This window comes from Streptomyces geranii (assembly GCF_002954775.1).
Classification (GTDB): Bacteria; Actinomycetota; Actinomycetes; order Streptomycetales; family Streptomycetaceae; genus Streptomyces; species Streptomyces geranii.
The window spans coordinates 50,519-68,320 of record NZ_PJME01000051.1 but is presented as its reverse complement, the minus strand read 5'-3'; the positions used below and the strand labels follow the sequence as shown (position 1 = coordinate 68,320).

At 70.6% G+C, this 17,802-nt stretch carries 19 protein-coding genes; 6 read left to right on the top strand and 13 right to left on the bottom strand.

Annotation, left to right across the window (positions count from 1 at the left end; translation table 11 throughout):
* Positions 1–154 precede the first annotated feature (154 nt).
* The 6 genes from CW359_RS37040 to CW359_RS37015 all read right to left on the bottom strand — a co-directional run bounded on the left by CW359_RS37040 (position 155) and on the right by CW359_RS37015 (position 5,098).
* Positions 155–1,339 (bottom strand): serine hydrolase domain-containing protein, encoded by a 1,185-nt coding sequence (locus tag CW359_RS37040; RefSeq protein ID WP_105974609.1) that lies wholly within the window; start codon positions 1,337–1,339, stop codon positions 155–157.
* 66 nt (positions 1,340–1,405) lie between these two features.
* Entirely contained in the window at positions 1,406–1,810 is a 405-nt protein-coding gene (locus CW359_RS37035; protein ID WP_198655524.1) for an organic hydroperoxide resistance protein, read from the bottom strand.
* A gap of 182 nt (positions 1,811–1,992) precedes the next feature.
* The gene (locus tag CW359_RS37030) at positions 1,993–2,478 is read right to left on the bottom strand and encodes a MarR family winged helix-turn-helix transcriptional regulator (RefSeq protein WP_105974604.1); all 486 of its coding nucleotides are present in this window, start codon (positions 2,476–2,478) and stop codon (positions 1,993–1,995) included.
* 25 nt (positions 2,479–2,503) lie between these two features.
* Positions 2,504–3,274: an energy-coupling factor ABC transporter ATP-binding protein gene (locus CW359_RS37025; protein WP_198655522.1), complete on the bottom strand. Its 771-nt coding sequence runs from the start codon at positions 3,272–3,274 to the stop codon at positions 2,504–2,506.
* Entirely contained in the window at positions 3,262–4,023 is a 762-nt protein-coding gene (gene cbiQ / locus CW359_RS37020) for a cobalt ECF transporter T component CbiQ (RefSeq protein WP_105974602.1), read from the bottom strand. The genes CW359_RS37025 and cbiQ overlap by 13 nt, the downstream gene beginning before the upstream one ends.
* Before the next feature lies 1 nt (position 4,024).
* Entirely contained in the window at positions 4,025–5,098 is a 1,074-nt protein-coding gene (locus CW359_RS37015; RefSeq protein ID WP_105974601.1) for an energy-coupling factor ABC transporter permease, read from the bottom strand.
* Positions 5,099–5,242: 144 nt separating this feature from the next.
* Here CW359_RS37015 and CW359_RS37010 point away from each other — a divergent pair, with 144 nt between their 5' ends.
* Positions 5,243–5,593 carry an SsgA family sporulation/cell division regulator gene (locus CW359_RS37010; protein ID WP_105974600.1) on the top strand — a complete coding sequence of 117 codons (351 nt, stop codon included), beginning with the start codon at positions 5,243–5,245 and terminating at the stop codon, positions 5,591–5,593.
* A gap of 77 nt (positions 5,594–5,670) precedes the next feature.
* Here the strand turns inward: CW359_RS37010 and CW359_RS37005 are convergent, their stop codons facing one another.
* On the bottom strand, positions 5,671–6,546 hold the full coding sequence (locus tag CW359_RS37005) for an NmrA/HSCARG family protein (RefSeq protein WP_105974599.1): 876 nt from the start codon (positions 6,544–6,546) through the stop codon (positions 5,671–5,673).
* Positions 6,547–6,600: 54 nt separating this feature from the next.
* Between CW359_RS37005 and CW359_RS37000 the strand changes: the two genes are divergently transcribed.
* Positions 6,601–7,050 carry a MarR family winged helix-turn-helix transcriptional regulator gene (locus CW359_RS37000; RefSeq protein ID WP_105974598.1) on the top strand — a complete coding sequence of 150 codons (450 nt, stop codon included), beginning with the start codon at positions 6,601–6,603 and terminating at the stop codon, positions 7,048–7,050.
* Positions 7,051–7,074: 24 nt separating this feature from the next.
* Here CW359_RS37000 and CW359_RS36995 read toward each other — a convergent pair whose 3' ends face one another.
* The 3 genes from CW359_RS36995 to CW359_RS36985 all read right to left on the bottom strand — a co-directional run bounded on the left by CW359_RS36995 (position 7,075) and on the right by CW359_RS36985 (position 12,354).
* Positions 7,075–8,691: a penicillin-binding transpeptidase domain-containing protein gene (locus tag CW359_RS36995; RefSeq protein WP_105974597.1), complete on the bottom strand. Its 1,617-nt coding sequence runs from the start codon at positions 8,689–8,691 to the stop codon at positions 7,075–7,077.
* Between the two features lie 203 nt (positions 8,692–8,894).
* Entirely contained in the window at positions 8,895–10,523 is a 1,629-nt protein-coding gene (locus tag CW359_RS36990) for a penicillin-binding transpeptidase domain-containing protein (RefSeq protein ID WP_105974596.1), read from the bottom strand.
* 88 nt (positions 10,524–10,611) lie between these two features.
* Complete coding sequence (locus CW359_RS36985; RefSeq protein ID WP_105974595.1) at positions 10,612–12,354, bottom strand: dolichyl-phosphate-mannose--protein mannosyltransferase; 1,743 nt, start codon at positions 12,352–12,354, stop codon at positions 10,612–10,614.
* A 73-nt stretch (positions 12,355–12,427) separates the two neighbouring features.
* Here CW359_RS36985 and rsmI point away from each other — a divergent pair, with 73 nt between their 5' ends.
* From rsmI to CW359_RS36965, 4 genes are all read left to right on the top strand, one after another.
* Positions 12,428–13,282 carry a 16S rRNA (cytidine(1402)-2'-O)-methyltransferase gene (gene rsmI, locus CW359_RS36980; RefSeq protein WP_105974594.1) on the top strand — a complete coding sequence of 285 codons (855 nt, stop codon included), beginning with the start codon at positions 12,428–12,430 and terminating at the stop codon, positions 13,280–13,282.
* Between the two features lie 217 nt (positions 13,283–13,499).
* Positions 13,500–13,898 carry a hypothetical protein gene (locus CW359_RS36975; protein ID WP_105974593.1) on the top strand — a complete coding sequence of 133 codons (399 nt, stop codon included), beginning with the start codon at positions 13,500–13,502 and terminating at the stop codon, positions 13,896–13,898.
* A 133-nt stretch (positions 13,899–14,031) separates the two neighbouring features.
* Complete coding sequence (locus CW359_RS36970) at positions 14,032–14,901, top strand: TatD family hydrolase (RefSeq protein ID WP_105974592.1); 870 nt, start codon at positions 14,032–14,034, stop codon at positions 14,899–14,901.
* Between the two features lie 104 nt (positions 14,902–15,005).
* The gene (locus tag CW359_RS36965) at positions 15,006–16,373 is read left to right on the top strand and encodes a ubiquitin-like domain-containing protein (RefSeq protein ID WP_408647566.1); all 1,368 of its coding nucleotides are present in this window, start codon (positions 15,006–15,008) and stop codon (positions 16,371–16,373) included.
* A 218-nt stretch (positions 16,374–16,591) separates the two neighbouring features.
* On the opposite strand, the gene CW359_RS36955 is transcribed toward CW359_RS36965, so the two are convergent.
* From CW359_RS36955 to CW359_RS36950, 3 genes are all read right to left on the bottom strand, one after another.
* Positions 16,592–16,849: a hypothetical protein gene (locus CW359_RS36955; RefSeq protein WP_105974591.1), complete on the bottom strand. Its 258-nt coding sequence runs from the start codon at positions 16,847–16,849 to the stop codon at positions 16,592–16,594.
* Positions 16,850–17,086: 237 nt separating this feature from the next.
* On the bottom strand, positions 17,087–17,215 hold the full coding sequence (locus CW359_RS47220) for a hypothetical protein (RefSeq protein ID WP_269805621.1): 129 nt from the start codon (positions 17,213–17,215) through the stop codon (positions 17,087–17,089).
* Between the two features lie 183 nt (positions 17,216–17,398).
* Complete coding sequence (locus CW359_RS36950) at positions 17,399–17,674, bottom strand: hypothetical protein (protein WP_105974590.1); 276 nt, start codon at positions 17,672–17,674, stop codon at positions 17,399–17,401.
* Positions 17,675–17,802: the final 128 nt, after the last annotated feature.

The following is a 17,802-nucleotide window of genomic DNA, read 5'->3' as shown; positions in this document are numbered from 1 at the left end:
TCCTCAAACGCCGGACGGGCTGACTACTTAGCCCGTCCGGCGTTTGAGGACGAGCGCGTTCAGCGCGACAAGGGGGGGGGCTGGGGGCGCAGCCCCCAGGGATGGGACGGGTAGGGGCGGCGGGGGCGAGGAAGAGAGACGGGTTCCGTCGTCCTCAAGTGCCCGGCAAGCTGGCACGTACCGCCCGTACCAACGCCTGCGCCCGCGCGTCCGCCGTCACGCTCTTGCGGAAGCCGTTCGTGACGTAGCCGAAGGCGATGCCCGACTCCGGGTCGGCGAAGCCGAGGGCGCCGCCTCGGCCGGGGTGGCCGAAGGAGCCGGGGGTGAGGAGCGGTGCGGCGGTGCCGTGCAGCATGTAGCCGGCGCCGAAACGGGTGCCGATCACCAGGACGCGGTCCGGTCCTGCGGATTCCTCGCGGCGGGCCGACTCGACCGTCTCCGGGGAGAACAGGCGGGTGCCGCCGTCGACTTGGCCGATCAGGGAGGCGTAGAAGCGGGCGAGTCCGTCGGCCGTGGCGATGCCGTTGGAGGCGGGGAGCGCGGCGGCGCGGTAGGCCGGGTCGTTCTCGTCCGGGAGCGGGGTGATCGCGGCGAAGGCGCGGCTCGTGAGGGACTCCGGGTCGGCGTAGGCGGCGGCCACGGAACGCTTGGGGCGGGTGCGGAGGCCGCTGCCTGGCCCCGAGGGCTCGTCTGGGGTGGGGATCCGGCCGACCCGGCCCACGCGCCCCGCCTGTGCCTCCGCCTCCGGCAGGCCGAGCCAGAGGTCCAGCCCGGCCGGGCCCGCGATCTCCGACGCCACCCACTCGCCGATCGGACGCCCGCTGACCCGCCGTACCAGCTCGCCCGTCAGCCAGCTGTACGTCTGCGCGTGGTACCCGTGGTCCGTCCCCGGCTCCCAGACCGGCGCCTGCGCCGCGACCGCCGCCGCGCCGAGGGCGGGATCGGCGGCCTGCGCGGGCGTGAGCGGCCGGTCCAGCACCGGGACGCCCGCGCGGTGCGCGAGGACGTGCCGTACGAGGGTGCGTTCCTTGCCCGCCGTCTTGTACTCGGGCCAGTACTCGCCGACGGGAGCGTCCAGGTCCAGCTCGCCGCGCTCGGCCAGCATCAGGAGTACGGCCGCTGCGACACCCTTCGTCGCCGAGCGCACGATCTGCGCGGTGCCGTGCTCCCAGGGCGCGTCGCCGTCCACGTCACGGGTGCCGGCCCACAGGTCGACGACCCGGCGCCCGTCCCGGTACACGGTCACGGCGGCGCCGCGTTCGCCGCCGGTCGCGAAGTTTCGTACGAACGCGTCCTGGACGGGTTCGAAGCCCGCGGAGACTGTGCCGTTCACGTTCAAGTCCACGTTCAAGTCCACGGCGGGGTAACGCGCCCGCACCCGACCGGGATTCCTCGGTCCGGCGGATCAGCCCAGGATGATCGTCACATCGATGTTGTCGCGGGTGGCGTTCGAGTACGGGCAGACCATGTGCGCCGCCTCCACCAGCTTCGCCGCGATGTCCTGGTCCAGGACCGGCAGCGAGACGCTCAGGGCGACCGCGAGGCCGTAGCCGCGCTGCTTGTTGGGGCCGATGCCGACCTTCGCGGCGACCGTGGAGCCGGTGAGGTCGTAGCCTTCGCGGCGGCCGACGAGGACCAGCGCGTTGTGGAAGCAGGAGCTGTAGCCGGCCGCGAACAGCTGCTCGGGGTTGGTGCCGTTGCCGTCGCCGCCCAGCGCGGGCGGCATCGCGACCTTCAGCGCGATCTGGCCGTCCTGGCTCGTGATCTCACCGTCCCGGCCGCCGTGGGCGGTGGCCTCGGCGACGTACATGATCTTCGTCGGACGGGTGTCGACAGCGGAGCCTTCGTCGGTCACTGCAAAACCTCCACCAAAAACAACTACGTCAATTACATCGTGCACAAGGTACCGGCCGGTAGGGATGTACCCGCTACCCGGGGGTAGGAACCGTGGGTAACCTCAGGTCAGCGCCGGGCCGGTCAGTGGCGGATCGGTCAGCGCCGGGCCCGGTCGGCCGCGCCCTGGGCCCGTGCCGCCAGCTCCCGCAGCTCGCCCCGCAGCCGCGCCACCTCGGCCCCGTCCAGTTCCGTCGCCGCGAGCAGCTCGCCCGGGATGCGCACCGCGCGCTCCCGCAGCTCACCGCCGTGCCGGGTGACCCGGACGGACACCGACCGCTCGTCCAGCGCCGACCGCTCCCGGCGGACGAGCCCCGCCGCCTCCAGCCGCTTGAGCAGCGGCGAGACCGTGCCGTAGTCGAGGCACAGGGCGGTGCCCAGCTCCTTCACGGTCACCTCGCCGCGCTCCCACAGGACGAGCAGCACGAGGTACTGGGGGTAGGTGATGCCCAGCTCGTCGAGGAGCGGGCGGTAGGCGGCGGTCACCGCGCGCTGGGCGGCGTAGAGCGCGAAGCACAACTGGTCGTCGAGGCGCGGCGACCCGGGGTGGTACGTACCGTCGTGCGCGTCCTCTTGTTCGATCACGCGCCCATTGTCCACGCGCCCGTGGTCAGGAAGTGCGGGCGGTGGAGACGGAGCGCGGGTCGAAACCGAACGGCAACTCAAGGCGGTGCGCGCGCATCAGGGCGTCGTCGGCGAGGAGTTCGCCGGTGGGTCCGTCGGCGGCGATGACGCCCTCGCTGAGGATCAGCGCGCGCGGGCACAGCTCCAGGGCGTACGGCAGATCGTGCGTGACCATGAGGACGGTGACGTCCAACGACCGCAGGATGTCGGCCAGTTCGCGGCGCGAGGCGGGGTCGAGGTTGGACGACGGCTCGTCGAGGACGAGGATCTCGGGCTCCATGGCGAGCACGGTCGCCACGGCCACCCGGCGCCGCTGCCCGAAGGAGAGATGATGCGGCGGCCGGTCGGCGAAGTCGGCCATCCCGACGAGTTCGAGCGCCGTACGCACCCGCCCCTCCAGCTCCGCGCCCTTCATGCCCGCCGCGGCCGGCCCGAAGGCGACGTCCTCGCGGACGGTCGGCATGAAGAGCTGGTCGTCGGGGTCCTGGAAGACGATCCCGACCTTGCGTCGAATTTCGGCCATGTGCCGCTTGCCGACGGCCAGCCCGGCCACGGTGACCGACCCTGCTCCCGCCGTGAGAATGCCGTTGAGATGGAGCACGAGGGTCGTCTTGCCGGCCCCGTTCGGCCCGAGCAGCGCGACCCGCTCCCCGCGCCCGACGGTGAAGTCGACGCCGAAGAGGGCCTGGTGGCCGTCGGGGTAGGCGTAGGCGAGTCCGGCCACGTCAAGAGAGTTGGGGGCTGTCACAGGGACCATCCCAGCACACAGACGACGAGCGCGGCGACCGGCAGCGCGAAGGCGTACGACCACTGCGCCCGGGACGCGCTCACCTCGTCGATGACGGGCATGGACCCGGCGTACCCCCGGCTGACCATGGCCAGATAGACGCGCTCGCCGCGCTCGTAGGACCGGATGAACAACGCCCCGGCGGACTTGGCGAGCACGCCCCAGTGCCGTACGCCGCTCGCCTCGAACCCCCGCGACTCCCGGGCGATCCGCATCCGCCGCATCTCGTCGGCGATGACATCGCCGTACCGGATCATGAAGGAGGCGATCTGCACGAGCAGCGGCGGGAGCTTGAGCCGTTGCAGCCCGAGGAGGAGTTCGCGCAGTTCGGTGGTGGAGGCGAGGAGTACGGAGGTGGCGACACCGAGGGTGCCCTTGGCGAGGACGTTCCAGGCGCCCCACAGCCCGCTGACGCTGAGCGACATCCCCAGCACCTCGACCCGCTCGCCCTCCGCCACGAACGGCATGAGCACGGCGAAGGCGACGAACGGCACCTCGATCAGCAGCCGCTTGAGCAGAAACCCGGCGGGTACGCGGGCGAGCCGGGCGACACCCGCCAGCAGCACGGCGTAGGCGCCGAAGGCCCACACCGCCTCCCGGGGCGTGGACACGACCACGATCACGAAGCCGAAGGCGGCGGCGAGCTTGGTGTGCGGCGGCAGCGAGTGCACCGGGGAGTGGGCGTGCCGGTACAGCCGATGGGCGTGCCCGGCGCCCATGTCAGACGCTCGCGCGCGGGGTGCCGGACGAGGCCGCGGGTGCGTTCTCGTCGGTACGACGGCTGCGCACCGCCCAGAAGACACCGGTCCCGGCGACGATCGTGACGCCGACGCCGATCACCCCGGCGAGACCGCCGGAGAGCCGTCCGTCGGTGATGCCCTCGACGCCGTAGTCGGCGAGCGGGGAGTCGGCGGCGGCGTGTTCCTCGACCTTGGCGTCGATGCCCTTGTCGGCGGCGACCTTCTCCAGGCCGTCGGGGTTCGCGGAGGCGTAGAAGCTGACGACGCCCGCGAGGACGAGGGAGGCGGCGAGGCCGGTCAGCCAGACGTTGCGGGTGCGGTGGGCGGGGGCGGGTGCGGGCGTCGTGGGCTGCGGCTCGGGCGCCGCGTCGACCAGTTCGCCGTTGACCCGCAGCCGGAGCTTCTGGGTCAGGCCCTTGGCGCCGTGGACGAGATCCGGCCGTACGGCGATGACGGCGCCGACCGTGAACGCGGTGATCGCGGCCTCGCCGAGCCCGATGAGGACGTGGACGCCGACCATGGCGGTCAGTACCCGCCCGATCGGTACGTCCGTCGTGCCGCCGATCGCGTAGACGAGCGTGAAGGCGAGGGCGGCGGCGGGCACGGAGACGGCGGCGGCGACGAAGGCGGAGACGGTGATGGAACGGCGCTTCTTGGGCAGCACCTTCACCAGTCCGCGGAAGGTGGCGTACGCGACGACGCTGGTCACCACGGCCATGACCGTGATGTTCACGCCGAGCGCGGTCAGGCCGCCGTCCGCGAAGAGGATGCCCTGCATGAGGAGGACCACGGACACGCACAGGACCCCTGTGTAGGGGCCCACGAGTATCGCGGCGAGCGCGCCGCCGAGCAGGTGTCCGCTGGTGCCGGCCGCGACCGGGAAGTTCAGCATCTGCACGGCGAAGATGAACGCGGCCACCAGCCCGGCGAGCGGAGCGGTCCGTTCGTCCAGCTCGCGCCGGGCGCCACGCAGGCTCACGGCGACGGCTCCGGCGGCGACCACTCCGGCCGCTACGGACACGGGGGCGTTGATGAATCCATCAGGGACATGCACCGTTCGATAATAGAGGCTTGTTGCGAACCTCTCGCAAGAGCGAAGCGGGAGCAATCTGAGGCGGAATCGGGAGAATGTGCGACATTGGAGAGGAAGCGGATTCACAGCTTCTGCACAGGTCACGCAGCGTAAGGGGCCCGTCCGATGTCCGCAGTCGAGCAGTACGCCCGAGCCCATATCGTCACGGACACCCAGGACGACGACCGCGACGCGGTCCCCGTCGTCCTGCGCTACGACCCCGAGTCCGACCCGCGCGCGGTACGGATCGGCCTGCCCGGTCCGCATGAGTGGACGTTCGCGCGCGACCTGCTGGAGGAGGGGTTGCGGGCGCCGGTGGGGTCGGGGGAGGTACGGGTGTGGCCGTGCGGGCGGGTGCAGGCGGTGGTGGAGTTCCACTCGGCTGCGGGGGGTGTGGCGGTGGTGCAGTTCGAGCGGAAGACGCTGCTGCGATTCTTGCGGCGGACGTATGTGGCGGCGGGGACGAGGGTGGGCTGAACTGGGGCTTTTCTCGCCCCAGCCGCCCCTGCACGTACCCATCCCTTCCTCGGGGCTGCCGTCCCCGGACCGGGGGCTCAGTCGACCGGCCAGGTGTGCTCGGCCGCCCAGGTGCCGAAGCGCTGCCAGCCGATCTCCGGAAAGTCGCGCCGCAGGGCGTCCACGTCCACATCGAGGCCGACCTCGGTGAAGTAGCGGAACATCGCGGCGAGGTCGGCCGAGAACGCCTCGACGTGGGCGATCGGCAGCCGCTCGAAGGCGATCGGTCGGCCGCACGCCCCGGTCAGCGCCTCCGCGATCTCCATGCAGGTCAGCTGGTCGGAGGCGATGTCGATGCGCCGGCCCGCGAACTCCTGTGGCCGCGCGAGAACATGGGCCGCGAAGGCACCGATGTCCCGCACGGGAATCAGCGTCAGCGGCCGGTCGGCCGGCATCGGGAGCACGAACCGGCCCTCGCGCAGACCCTCCAGCGACCACTCGACCGTGTAGTTGTCCATGAACGCGGCCGGTCCGAGGATCGTCCACGGCACCCCCAGCCCTCGTAGGCGCCGCTCGATGCGGTGCTTGCTGTCGAAGTGCGGGATGCCCGTGTCGCGGTCGGCGTGCGCGGCCGAGGTGAACACGATGTGCCCGACCCCGACCCCACGGGCGGCCTCCAGCAGGTCGATGCCCTGCCGGACCTCGGTCTCCGGGTCGGAGCCGAACGGCGTGGACATCGCGAACAACCCGTCGGCGCCCTTCAGGGCGGCCTCCAGTGACTCGCTGTCGCCGAAGTCCGCCGTGCGCACCTCGGCGCCGAGGCCCCTCAGCGCGTGGGCGGCGGCCGAGCCGGAAGTGCGGGTGAGGGCGCGGACCCGGAAGCCCTGATCGAGCAGCGAGCGGGTGGCCGCGCCGCCTTGGGTGCCGGTCGCTCCGGCGACGGCCACCACGGGCCGGTAAGATTCCTTCGTCATGCGGTTACCGTACGACACAGTTACTGCGTCACGCAGATATTTAGCGAGGTGTGCATGCTGATCGACGATCTCCAGCAGGAGTCCCGCCGCTACCTGGCCGCGTACGTCATGTTCAACCAGGCGGTCGCGGACCATCTCGGGCTGCACCCCACCGACGTCCAGTGCCTCAACCTCTTGACCGTCGAGCCCGGCCCGTTCACCACCGGCCGGATCGCCGAACTCACCGGCCTGACCAGCGGATCGGCGACCCGTCTTGTCGACCGCCTTGAGAGGGCCGGATACGTGGTCCGGCACCGCGACAGGACCGACCGCCGCCGCGTCCGGGTGGAGCCCGTCCCGGAGGCGATGCGGGGTCTCATGGAACTGTGGTCCGAACTGGGCGAGGGCTGGCAGGCGATGTTCGCCGACTACACCGAGGACGAGTGCGCCCTGCTGCACCGGCACATGCGACGCACCGTCGAACTCTCACGGCAACAGATCGCCCACCTGCGCGACAAGAAGTGACCGCCGCCGCCCACGTGTTGAGAACTACCCCCCGGCCTTCAACAGCGCCGCCACGATCGGCCCCGCCGTGCTCCCCCCGTGGCCGCCCTGGACCACCACACCCGCGCCCGCCAGGTCCCCCCGGTACGCCGTGAACCACCCGTTCGGCTTCTCCTGGCCGTCCACCTCCGCGGAGCCCGTCTTCGCCCCGTAATCCGGGCCCAGGCCGGCCATCGCCTCCGCCGCGGTCCCGTACGCCGCCGTGTACTGCATCAGCTCCCGCAGCTGCGACAGCGTCGCCGACGACATCGTCCGGGAGGCGGTCGCCAGCGTGCGGCCGTCCACCTCCGGTGAGACCAGGTACGGCTGCCGGAACACCCCGGACTCCACCGTCGCCGCCACGGACGCCATGTTCAGCGGGTTCATCCGGACCCCGCCCTGCCCGATCAGGGACGCCGCCATCTGCGCCTGCGACTGCACCGGCACCGACCCGTCGAAGGTCGAGACGCCGACCGCCCAGTTGTCCATGCCGAGGCCGAACACCTGCTGCGCCTGCTTGGTCAGGCTGTCGTTGTCGAGTTCCTTCGCCTGGCTGATGAAGGCCGTGTTGCAGGAGCGCGCGAAGCTCGCCTTGAAGGTGCCGCCCTTGATCTCGAACTCGTCGTCGTTCTGGAACTTCCAGCCGCCGTACGTCGAGTACTTCGGGCACGGGTGCGCCTTGTCCGCCGACGCCAGGCCCTTCTCGATCAGCAGCGACGACGTGATCACCTTCAGCGTCGAACCGGGCGCCAACGACCCCTGGAACGCCGTGTTGAAGCCGTGGGACTGGTTCGCCACCGCCAGTACCTCGCCCGTCGACGGGCGGATGAGGACCACGGACGACTTCGCCTTCTTCAGCACCTCCGCCTCCGCCGCCGCCTGCAGCGACGGACTCAGCGTCGTCTTCACCACCCCCGGCGTGCCCTTGCTCAGCTCCAGCAGCGTCTTGTCCGCCGACTTCGCCGCCTTGGACGCCGTACCGCGCACCACCTGCAGCTCGATGCCCGCCTTGCCGCCGGCCTTCTCGCCGTACTTCTCCCTCAGGCTGTCCAGGATCGTGCCCAGCGACGGGTACTTCTTGAGGGTCAGTTCGCCGCCGTCGCGGTCCACCGCCTTGATCGGCGGGACGCCCGCCTCCCCGGTCAGCAGCTTGTCGCCGTCCGCCAGGTCCGGGTGGATCACCGACGCGTGCCAGTCGACCAGCGGTTTCCCGTCCGACGTACGGCGGACCACGGTCAGCGCGCTCTCGTACGTCAGCGGCTTGCTCGTACCGCCGTACGTCACCGTGCCCTTGACCGTGAAGGGCACCTTGGCGCCCGTCGCCGTGCCCGGGGTGATCGTCACGCCGGTGATGTGGGCGTCCTTGGTGTAGCCGGTGAGGAGGGTCGTCGCCGCCTTGGTGGTGTCGTTCGTGGCAGCTGCCGCCTGGGCTGCCTTGCCCGTCCGCCACGCCGTCAGGAACTGCGTGGAGACCGCCTTCACCTGGGCCGCCGACACCGGGCCCGTCGGCACCTTCGGCTTCTGGTCGGCCAGGGTCGTCGCGGAGCCGTCCTCGGCCGCCGCCCCGCCGCCGTACAGCGCGTACCCGGCGAGACCGGCGCCGCCGACGACCACGGCGATCATCCCGCCGATGACTGCGGGCCTGGTCCTCCGCGCGCTCTGTGCGCTCTCTCCACTCCGCGCGCTCTGTCGCTCGGCGGCGTGCTTCTTCTTGCCCCTCTTGCCCACAGCTCCCGATCCTCCGCGGTAATCCCCAGGGTCCCCGTTGCCCTCACTGCACCTCAACGACAACGACCACCCTAGAGTCCCGCGCTGTGACGGTGAGTTCAGCCGCCGGTCCGTAGCACGGCTGCGACAATCGGACCGGCCGCGTCGCCGCCGTGGCCGCCCTCCTGGGTCATGGCCGCCGCCGCGATGTCACCCCGGAACCCGGTGAACCAGCTGTTGGACTTGGCCTGTCCGTCGACCTCCGCGGACCCCGTCTTCGCGCCGATGTCCCCGCTCAGCCCGGCCATGGCCTGCGCCGCGGTGCCCTGGGTCGCCGTCATCCGCATCATCTCCTTGAGCTGCGCGGACGTACTCGCCGGAATGCCCTTCGCCGTCGCCAGCTCACGGTCGTCAAGGTCCGGCGATACGAGGTACGGCTGCCGGAACTCGCCCGTGATCGCCGTCGCCGTCACCGACGCCATGTTCAGCGGGCTCATCTGGACCTGGCCCTGCCCGATCGCGTTGGCCGCGCGGTCCGGGCCTGGGGAGGCCGGGATGCTGCCGTCGAAGGAGGCGATCCCGGTCTTCCAGTTGTCCCGGCCGAGCCCGAACCGTTCCTGCGCCTCGGTCGTCAGGGACTCGTCCGTGAGGCGGTTCGCGTCGGTGCCGTCGATCAGCTTGATGAAACCGGTGTTGCAGGAGCGGAGGAAGTCGTTGGCGAGCGTGGCGTTCTCGTTCGGTTCCATGCCCTTGAGGTTGGCGAAGGTCTGGCTCTGCCAGATCGCGGTCGGTGTGCAGGGCGCCGGGCTGTTCATCGTCGCCACGCCGTTGTCGATGAGCATCGCCGCCGTGAGGATCTTCAGCGTGGAGCCCGGCGCGAGCGTGCCCTCGAAGGCCGCGTTGAACTGGTCCGTACGGTGGTTGGCGACCGCCAGCACCTCACCCGTGCTCGGCTGTACGGCGACCACGGACGACTCGGAGAACTTGAGCACCGCCTTCTCGGCGGCGGCCTGCGCGCTCGCGCTGAGCGTCGTCTCCAGCTTGCCCGGGGTGCCCTCGGCGAGGGTCACGAGCGAGGTGTCGGCGGTCTCGGTGTCCGCGTGCCGGATCATCAGCTCGATGCCCGGCTTGCCGCCCGCCTGGTCGCCGTAGCGCGCCCGCAGAGTGTCCAGGATCGGCCCCAGGGACGGGTACTTCTCCTTCGTCAGGACCTTGCCGTCCCGGTCCACGGCCTCGATCGGCGGGCTCCCCGCCTCGCCGGTGACCAGCTTGTCCCCGGAGACCTTGAGCCCGGGATGGATGACCGACGGCTGCCAGTCGACCAGCGCCTTCCCGGTCGTCGTACCCCGCACGATGGTCAGCTTGCTGCTGTACGCGAGCGGCTTCGTCTTCCCCTGGAACGACACCGTGGCCTTCACCGAGAAGGGCACGGTCGCGCCGGTGGCGGTCCCGGGGGTGATCTTCACCCCGGTGATGTGCGCCTCCGCGCTGTACCCGGTGAGCAGGTTCTTCGCGGGTATCGCGTTGTTGGTGAGATCGGCGGCGTCCTGCGCCCGCCCCTTCTCCCAGGCCGCGAAGAACTCCTTGCTCGCGTCGGCGATCTCGTCCTTCGAGGGCGGCCCGGTCTTCACACTCGTACCGCCGTCCTCACTGAGCGCGGACACGACGTTGAACGCCCCGTACCCGGCCCCGCCGACCATCACCGTGAACACGGTCCCGATGACGGCGGCCTTCGCTCCCTTGCGCATGCGTGTTTCCCTCCCCGTTGGCCACAGCACTGTAAGTGGCCTGAGGGGCTCCTGTGGGAGGAGAGCCGTCATCTTGTCTGAAGAGTGACTACACCCAGGTATCCAGCCACATACGTGAACGCCAGGAGTCGATGGGGATCGCCGTCCCCGTGTACAGCGGCCAGAAGTAGATGAAGTTCCAGGCGATCAGCAGCACCAGCACACCCGCGCCCGCCGCGCCCGCGACCCGGCGGCGTTCACTCGACCCCGGTGGGCCGACGATCGCGCCGATCATCATCGCCACGGCCAGACAGAGGAAAGGCAGGAAGACGATGGCGTAGAAGTAGAAGATCGTGCGCTCCTGGTACATGAACCAGGGGAGATAGCCCGCCGCGATGCCGCAGGCGATGGCTCCCGCGCGCCAGTCGCGGCGCAGCAGCCAGCGGTAGAGGACGTACAGGACCGCGAAGCAGGACGCCCACCACAGCAGGGGGGTGCCCAGGGCCAGGACCTCGCGGGCGCACTGCTCGCCCGCGTTAGTGGGGCAGCCGTCCGTGCCGGGGGCCGGGGACTCGTAGAAGAACGAGACCGGGCGGCCCAGGACCAGCCAACTCCACGGGTTGGACTGGTAGTTGTGCGGGGAGTGCAGGCCCACGTGGAACTCGTACACCGCGTGCTCGTAGTGCCAGAGGCTGCGCAGCCAGTCCGGGAAGAGCCAGGTCCAGTCGCCGCCCTTGCCCTCGGTGGCCGCCCAGTTGCGGTAGTAGCCGCCGGTGCCGTTCGAGGGGGAGAGGATCCAGGCCGTCCAGGACAGGATGTACGTGAAGATCGCCACCGGGACCGTCGCGAGGAACGCCCAGCCCAGGTCGTGCTTGACGACCGCGATGTACGGGTGGCGGGCGCCCGCGACCTTGCGCGTACCGGCGTCCCACAGCACGGCCATCACGCAGAAGCCGATCAGGATGTACAGGCCGTTCCACTTGGTGCCGATGGCCAGGCCCAGCATCAGGCCCGCCGTCCAGCGCCAGGGGCGGAAGCCGAAGGTGGTCGTCTCGGCGATGTGCGCGTCCGGTCGTACGACCCCGTTGGCATCCGGCGGGAGCGCCGCCGCGAGCCGTTCGCGGGCCTTGTCGCGGTCGGTGATCAGGCAGCCGAAGGCGGCGAGGACGAAGAACTGCAGCACGCCGTCGAGCAGCGAGGTCCGGCTCATCACGAAGGCCAGGCCGTCCACGGCCATCAGCGCGCCCGCCAGACAGCCCAGGAAGGTCGAGCGGAAGAGCCGTCGGCCGATCCGGCAGAGGATCAGGACGGACAGCGTGCCCAGCAGTGCCGTCATGAAGCGCCAGCCGAACGGATTGAACCCGAACATCCATTCGCCGAGCCCGATGACGTACTTGCCGACGGGCGGGTGCACGACATAGGCGGGATCGGACGGGATCGGGACGTTCCCGTTGTTCTGCAGGATGAGGTTGTTGACGTCCTTGTCCCAGTTGACCTCGAAGCCGCGGTGGATGAGCCCCCACGCGTCCTTCGCGTAGTAGGTCTCGTCGAACATCACCCGCTTCGGATCGCCCAGGTCCCAGAAGCGCAGCCAGCCCGCGAGGATCGTCACCAGCAGCGGTCCGCCCCAGCCCGACCAGCGGTTGATCCGCTCGCCGAGGGTCGGCGGCAGCCCGAGGGTCGCCCACAGACGGGGGTTCGGCTCGGTGTACGGCGGCACCAGCCGGTCCCGGACATCGCTTCTGGGCTTCGCCGTGTATCCGTAGCGGCGCAGCCGCTGTTGCCACGACGGCCGCTGCTCTGGCGAGGGTGCGCTTTGCCGGGTGTCCGTGGAGGGCGCGGTACTGGTCACCGCGCCATCGTAGGGAACAGCGCTGTGTGCGTCCGGTGGAAGGGCCCCTTGGAGGCCCTGGGAAGATGGAAACGTGACAGGAACACTGGTTTTGGCGGGCACTCCCATCGGCGACATCACGGACGCGCCGCCCCGGCTCGCGGCGGAGCTGTCCGGCGCCGACGTCATCGCGGCCGAGGACACCCGGCGGCTGCGCCGGCTCACCCAGGCGCTCGGGGTGCAGCCCAAGGGCCGCGTGGTGTCGTACTTCGAGGGCAACGAGGCCGCGCGCACGCCCGAACTGGTCGAGGCGCTGCTGGGCGGCTCGCGGGTGCTGCTGGTCACGGACGCCGGGATGCCGTCGGTCTCGGACCCCGGCTACCGGCTGGTGGCGGCGGCCGTGGAGAAGGACATCAAGGTGACGGCCGTACCGGGCCCGTCCGCCGTCCTCACGGCGCTGGCGCTCTCCGGGCTGCCGGTGGACCGCTTCTGCTTCGAGGGCTTCCTGCCGAGAAAGGCGGGCGAACGGCTGTCCCGCCTTCGGGAGGTGGCGGAGGAACGCCGCACCCTCGTCTACTTCGAGGCCCCGCACCGCCTCGACGACACCCTCGCCGCGATGGCGGAGGCCTTCGGCACCGACCGGAGGGCGGCCGTCTGCCGGGAACTGACGAAGACGTACGAGGAGGTCAGGCGCGGCCCGCTGGCCGAGCTGGCGGAGTGGGCGGCGGAGGGCGTACGGGGCGAGATCACCGTCGTCGTCGAGGGCGCCCCGGAGCGGGCCTCGGGGGAGATCGACGCGGCGGAACTGGTGCGGCGGGTGCGGGTGCGGGAGGAGGCGGGGGAGCGGCGCAAGGAGGCCATCGCGGCGGTTGCCGCCGATGCGGGGCTGCCCAAGCGGGAGGTGTTCGACGCGGTCGTGGCGGACAAGAACGCCGTTCGTGGCGGATAAGAACGCCGTGAAGAGCGATACGCATCCGCGGGTGCCATAACCGGGCAAAAGAGTAAGTCGAAAGGCAAAGCCCAGACCTCGGACCAGGGCTGTTCCCACAAGGAATGCCCAAAACGCCTTCAACAGTCGACAGGTCTGATGCCTTCACGCCGGTAGAGGCGTCCACTGGTTCACAGGGACGCACCCGTCCCGTGTCCAGCGGACAAGAGGAGCTGGCATGAGCGAGATCACCGGCCACCGCAGCACGGCCACCGCCGTCGTTCACGAGTCGTATTCCTTCGCCTGCATGCGTTGCGGGCACGGCTGGGAACAGTCGTACGAGATCGAGCACCACATCGACGGCGATGGCGCCGAGATGGTGATGTACGTGGCGGACGGCCGGGTCGTGCCGTCGCCGCTGACCCGGCCCACCTGCCAGAACTGCGACAACCACGTGGTGCGCATCATGCGGGCGGGGCAGGTGTCGGCTGTGCAGAAGTCGGCGCGTCCGCAGCGGTCGGTGCCGAAGCAGGCGGATGCCTCCGGCGGGGCCGGTGAGTCCGGGGCGCCGCAGGAAGAGCATCACCACTGGCACTTCTCGGATCTCCTGCACCCGTTCCACCGCAAGGCGAGTTAGCTCCGCTGGTTGGGCGGGTTGTCGGCTGCGGGCCCGGTGGGGGCTGGTCGCGCCCACGCGGCGGAGCCGCAGATCGACACAGCCTCGCGCCCCTGAGGGAGTTGCAGGCATGCCTCTTTCGTAGGATCGGGGCATGCCTGCCAAGTCCGAAGCGCCGCCACTGCCCGAACCCCTCCGCGTGGCGGTGGCCGATTCGCACACGCACCTCGACATGCAGGCCGGGAGTGTCGCGGAGGGGCTTGCCAAGGCCGCGTCGGTCGGGGTGGGGACGGTCGTCCAGGTCGGCTGCGACATCAAGGGCTCGCGGTGGGCGGCGGAGACGGCGGCCACGTACGAGAGTGTCCACGCGACCGTGGCCCTGCATCCGAACGAGGCCCCCCGGATCGTCCACGGCGACCCGGACGGCTGGTCCCGGCAGGGCGCGCGGGTTCCCGGCGGGGACGCGGCCCTGGACGAGGCGCTGGCCGAGATCGACCGGCTGGCCGGACTCCCGCAGGTCAAGGGCGTGGGGGAGACGGGGCTGGACTACTTCCGTACCGGGCCGGAGGGCAAGGCGGCCCAGGAGCGGTCCTTCCGGGCCCACATCGAGATCGCCAAACGGCACGGCAAGGCGCTGGTCATCCACGACCGGGACGCCCACGCCGACGTCCTTCGGGTGTTGAAGGAAGAGGGCGCCCCCGAGCGGACCGTCTTCCACTGCTACTCCGGCGACGCGGAGATGGCCGAGATCTGCGCAGCGAACGGCTACTTCATGTCCTTCGCCGGGAACATGACCTTCAAGAACGCCCAGCCCCTGCGCGACGCGCTGGCCGTGGCCCCGCTGGAACTGGTCCTGGTGGAGACGGACGCCCCCTTCCTGACCCCCGCGCCGTACCGTGGCCGCCCGAACGCCCCCTACCTCATCCCGATCACCCTGCGGGCGATGGCCGCCGTACGCGGCATCGACGAGGACACGCTGGCGTCGGCCATCGCGACGAACACCGCACGCGCCTTCGATTACTGACGCGCACGCACGTGCGTTGACGCTCGGTAGCCGCGTCGCTTTGGAGAGTGACGGCCGCTCCGCTAGGTTCTGGTCCCCGTCGCCGGAACCTGGAGCGTGTCGTCGTGAGCAGTTCGCCGCCGTACGAGACGTACAGCACCGTCAGCGGAACGCAGCCGCCGTACGGGGGGTACGACCCGCACACCGCCGAGACGGTGGCGTACGGGACGGTGATGCCGGGGCCGCCGCCGTACGAGGACACGTACCGGCCCGCCTACGAGCCCCCGGCGCCCCCGGAGCCGCCGCCGGCGCTGCCCCGGCAGCAGCTGCCCCAGCCGCAGCCGGTCGCGGGGAGGGCCCGGGACCGCCGCTCGACCAAGCGCCGCAAGGGTTCCGAACGGCCGGACGCCATCCGCAGGCTGCTCCCGCAGGCGCTCGTGGTGGCGTTCCTGGCGGGCGGTACGACGGCCTTCGTCGCCAAGGACAAGGCGATCGAACTGAACGTCGACGGCAAGCCGCGCACCCTGCACACCTTCGCCGACGACGTGACCGAACTGCTGGCCGACGAGGGGGTGCCGGTGGGCGCCCACGACGTCGTCGCGCCCGCGCCGGGCACCGCGCTGGCCAGCGGCGACGAGGTCCACGTCCACTACGGGCGACCCGTACGGATCACTCTGGACGGTGAACGGCGCGAACTGTGGACGACGGCGCAGACGGTGGAGGGGGCGCTGCGGGAGTTCGGGGTGCGCGCGGAGGGCGCGTACCTGTCGCTCGCGCGCTCCCAGAAGATCGGCCGCCAGGGCCTCACGATCGACGTCCGCACCGAGCGCACGGTCACGATCATGGCGGACGGCCGGGCCCGCACGATCCGCACGAACGCGGCGACGGTCGGCGAGGCGGTGGAGGAGGCCGGGATCACCCTCCGAGGGGAGGACACGATCTCGGTGGCCTCCGCGAGCTTCCCGCGCGACGGCCAGACGGTGACGGTACTGCGGGTGACGGGCTCGAAGGAGGTACGGGAGGAACAGATCCCCTTCGACGTCCGCCGCACCCAGGACGCCTCGCTCTTCAAGGGCACGGAGGTGGTCGACCAGGCGGGCAGCCCGGGCCTGCGCAGGGTCACTTTCGCCCTGCGGTCGGTCAACGGGGTGAAGCAGAAGCCACGCCGGGTGCGTACGGAGGTGGTGCGCGAGCCGAGGGCCCAGCTGGTGAGGGTGGGTTCGAAGCCGATGCCGACGTCGGTGCAGGGGGCGGACCATCTGGACTGGGGGTCGCTGGCGGCCTGCGAGTCCGGGGGCCGCCCGAACGCGGTTGACCCGTCCGGGACTTACGGGGGCCTGTACCAGTTCGACACGCAGACATGGCAGAGCCTGGGCGGTTCGGGGCGCCCGCAGGACGCGACGGCGAGTGAGCAGACGTTCAGGGCGAAGAGGCTGTATGTGCAGCGGGGGGCGGGGCCTTGGCCGCATTGTGGGGTGCGGTTGCACGGGTGAGCGGATCTTCTCCAGCTTCGGCTGCGGTGGTTGGGGTCGGCGTCCCAAGCTCCGATGCGGAGGACACCGGCCCGCCGGCGCACACGGAGGGCGGCGGCGATGGCAACGGCTGCGTGGAGTCCGTCAAGTCACCCATCCGCAGGGCCCGTTCCGCACCCTGAATTCGTGTGTTCCTCACCGGTGACGTGGCGTGAGGCCTTCGAAGAGAGACCTCGGCGTCACATCGTCGATGTCTGGGACAACGTAGGAGTGCTTCCCGCCGAAGCGGCTCCCACGCTCACCTGAAGAGCGTGGGGAGGTCGCTGCTCGGCCTCGGACGAGTCGTCGGTCAGTACCCAGATCGCGACCATGGCGAGGAAGCCAGTGATGAGAAGTGCCGGCAGACCCAGGATGAGGGCGACCACCCACCACCTGGTCCGTCCCGCAGGGACGTGGATGTCCTCGTGCCCGACCGGCGGGCCCTGTGTCGTTCCCATGAGATCCGTCCTTCGTCCGCCTGTACTTGTCGCCGACCCATCCAACCAGGAGCCTCGCCTCGTCCCGCACCCAGCCTCCGCCAACTCGGCGTGCACTCAAGCAGGTTGGCAACGCGACGCAGGTCCGGCAGCAGACAGACCCCGCTGCCGCTGCCGGGGCTGAGGTTGGCGTACGGGCCGTTCCCCGCCTCGGTCTTTGCCTTCGTCGCCCTCGTCGTGTCCGTCAGGTCGCGCAGGTCAGGTGGAGTCCGGGTCGCTCACCGGCAGCTCATCACCCGCTCGGAATCGGTCCGCGCCGCCCTCCTCCCAGGTGACGACCACGGACAGGCCGCCCATCGCGCCGATGTCGGTCCTGGTGATCTTCACCGTGCGCGATCCTGATTCGGCTGAGCGGCACGTCCCATTCATCGTCGGCGGCTTCTCGTGTGTCGTCACTTGTTCGCCGAGAACGCCGGACCGGTGCAGAGCCCAGGGGAGTACCAGCCGACGTCCGGCTGGGCCCCGGACGCGTACGAGCAAGCGCGTGCTGTTCTCTGCGTGGAACCCGGGTCAGGAGCCTTCCTCGACGAGTCCGAAACCTTCAGGGAAGCCCTCCAGGAACGCACGGCGCGAAGGATCGGCCTCCTTCGCGGCCATCGAACCGAGGAGGCCGATGAACTCGCTCCGCTGATCACTCGACAGCTGGGTCACCAGATGGGCGACACCTTCCAAGACCTTGACCGCGTCATCCGGGTCCATCCGCTCGTCCTCGCAGCCCTCGACGAACCAGAGGACGTCGACCAACGCCTCCGCCAGAGCCCGGGTCAGGGACGGGTACACCGGCATCGGAACATCTCCCACGAGGCGGCTGACAGAGCGGGGTCATCTCACCACGCGCCTCTGACATCACTGCCTGCGAGCCCTCCACAAGCAGTGGACCAGAGCCCACTTCGTGCCGCCCGCCTTCGCGCACA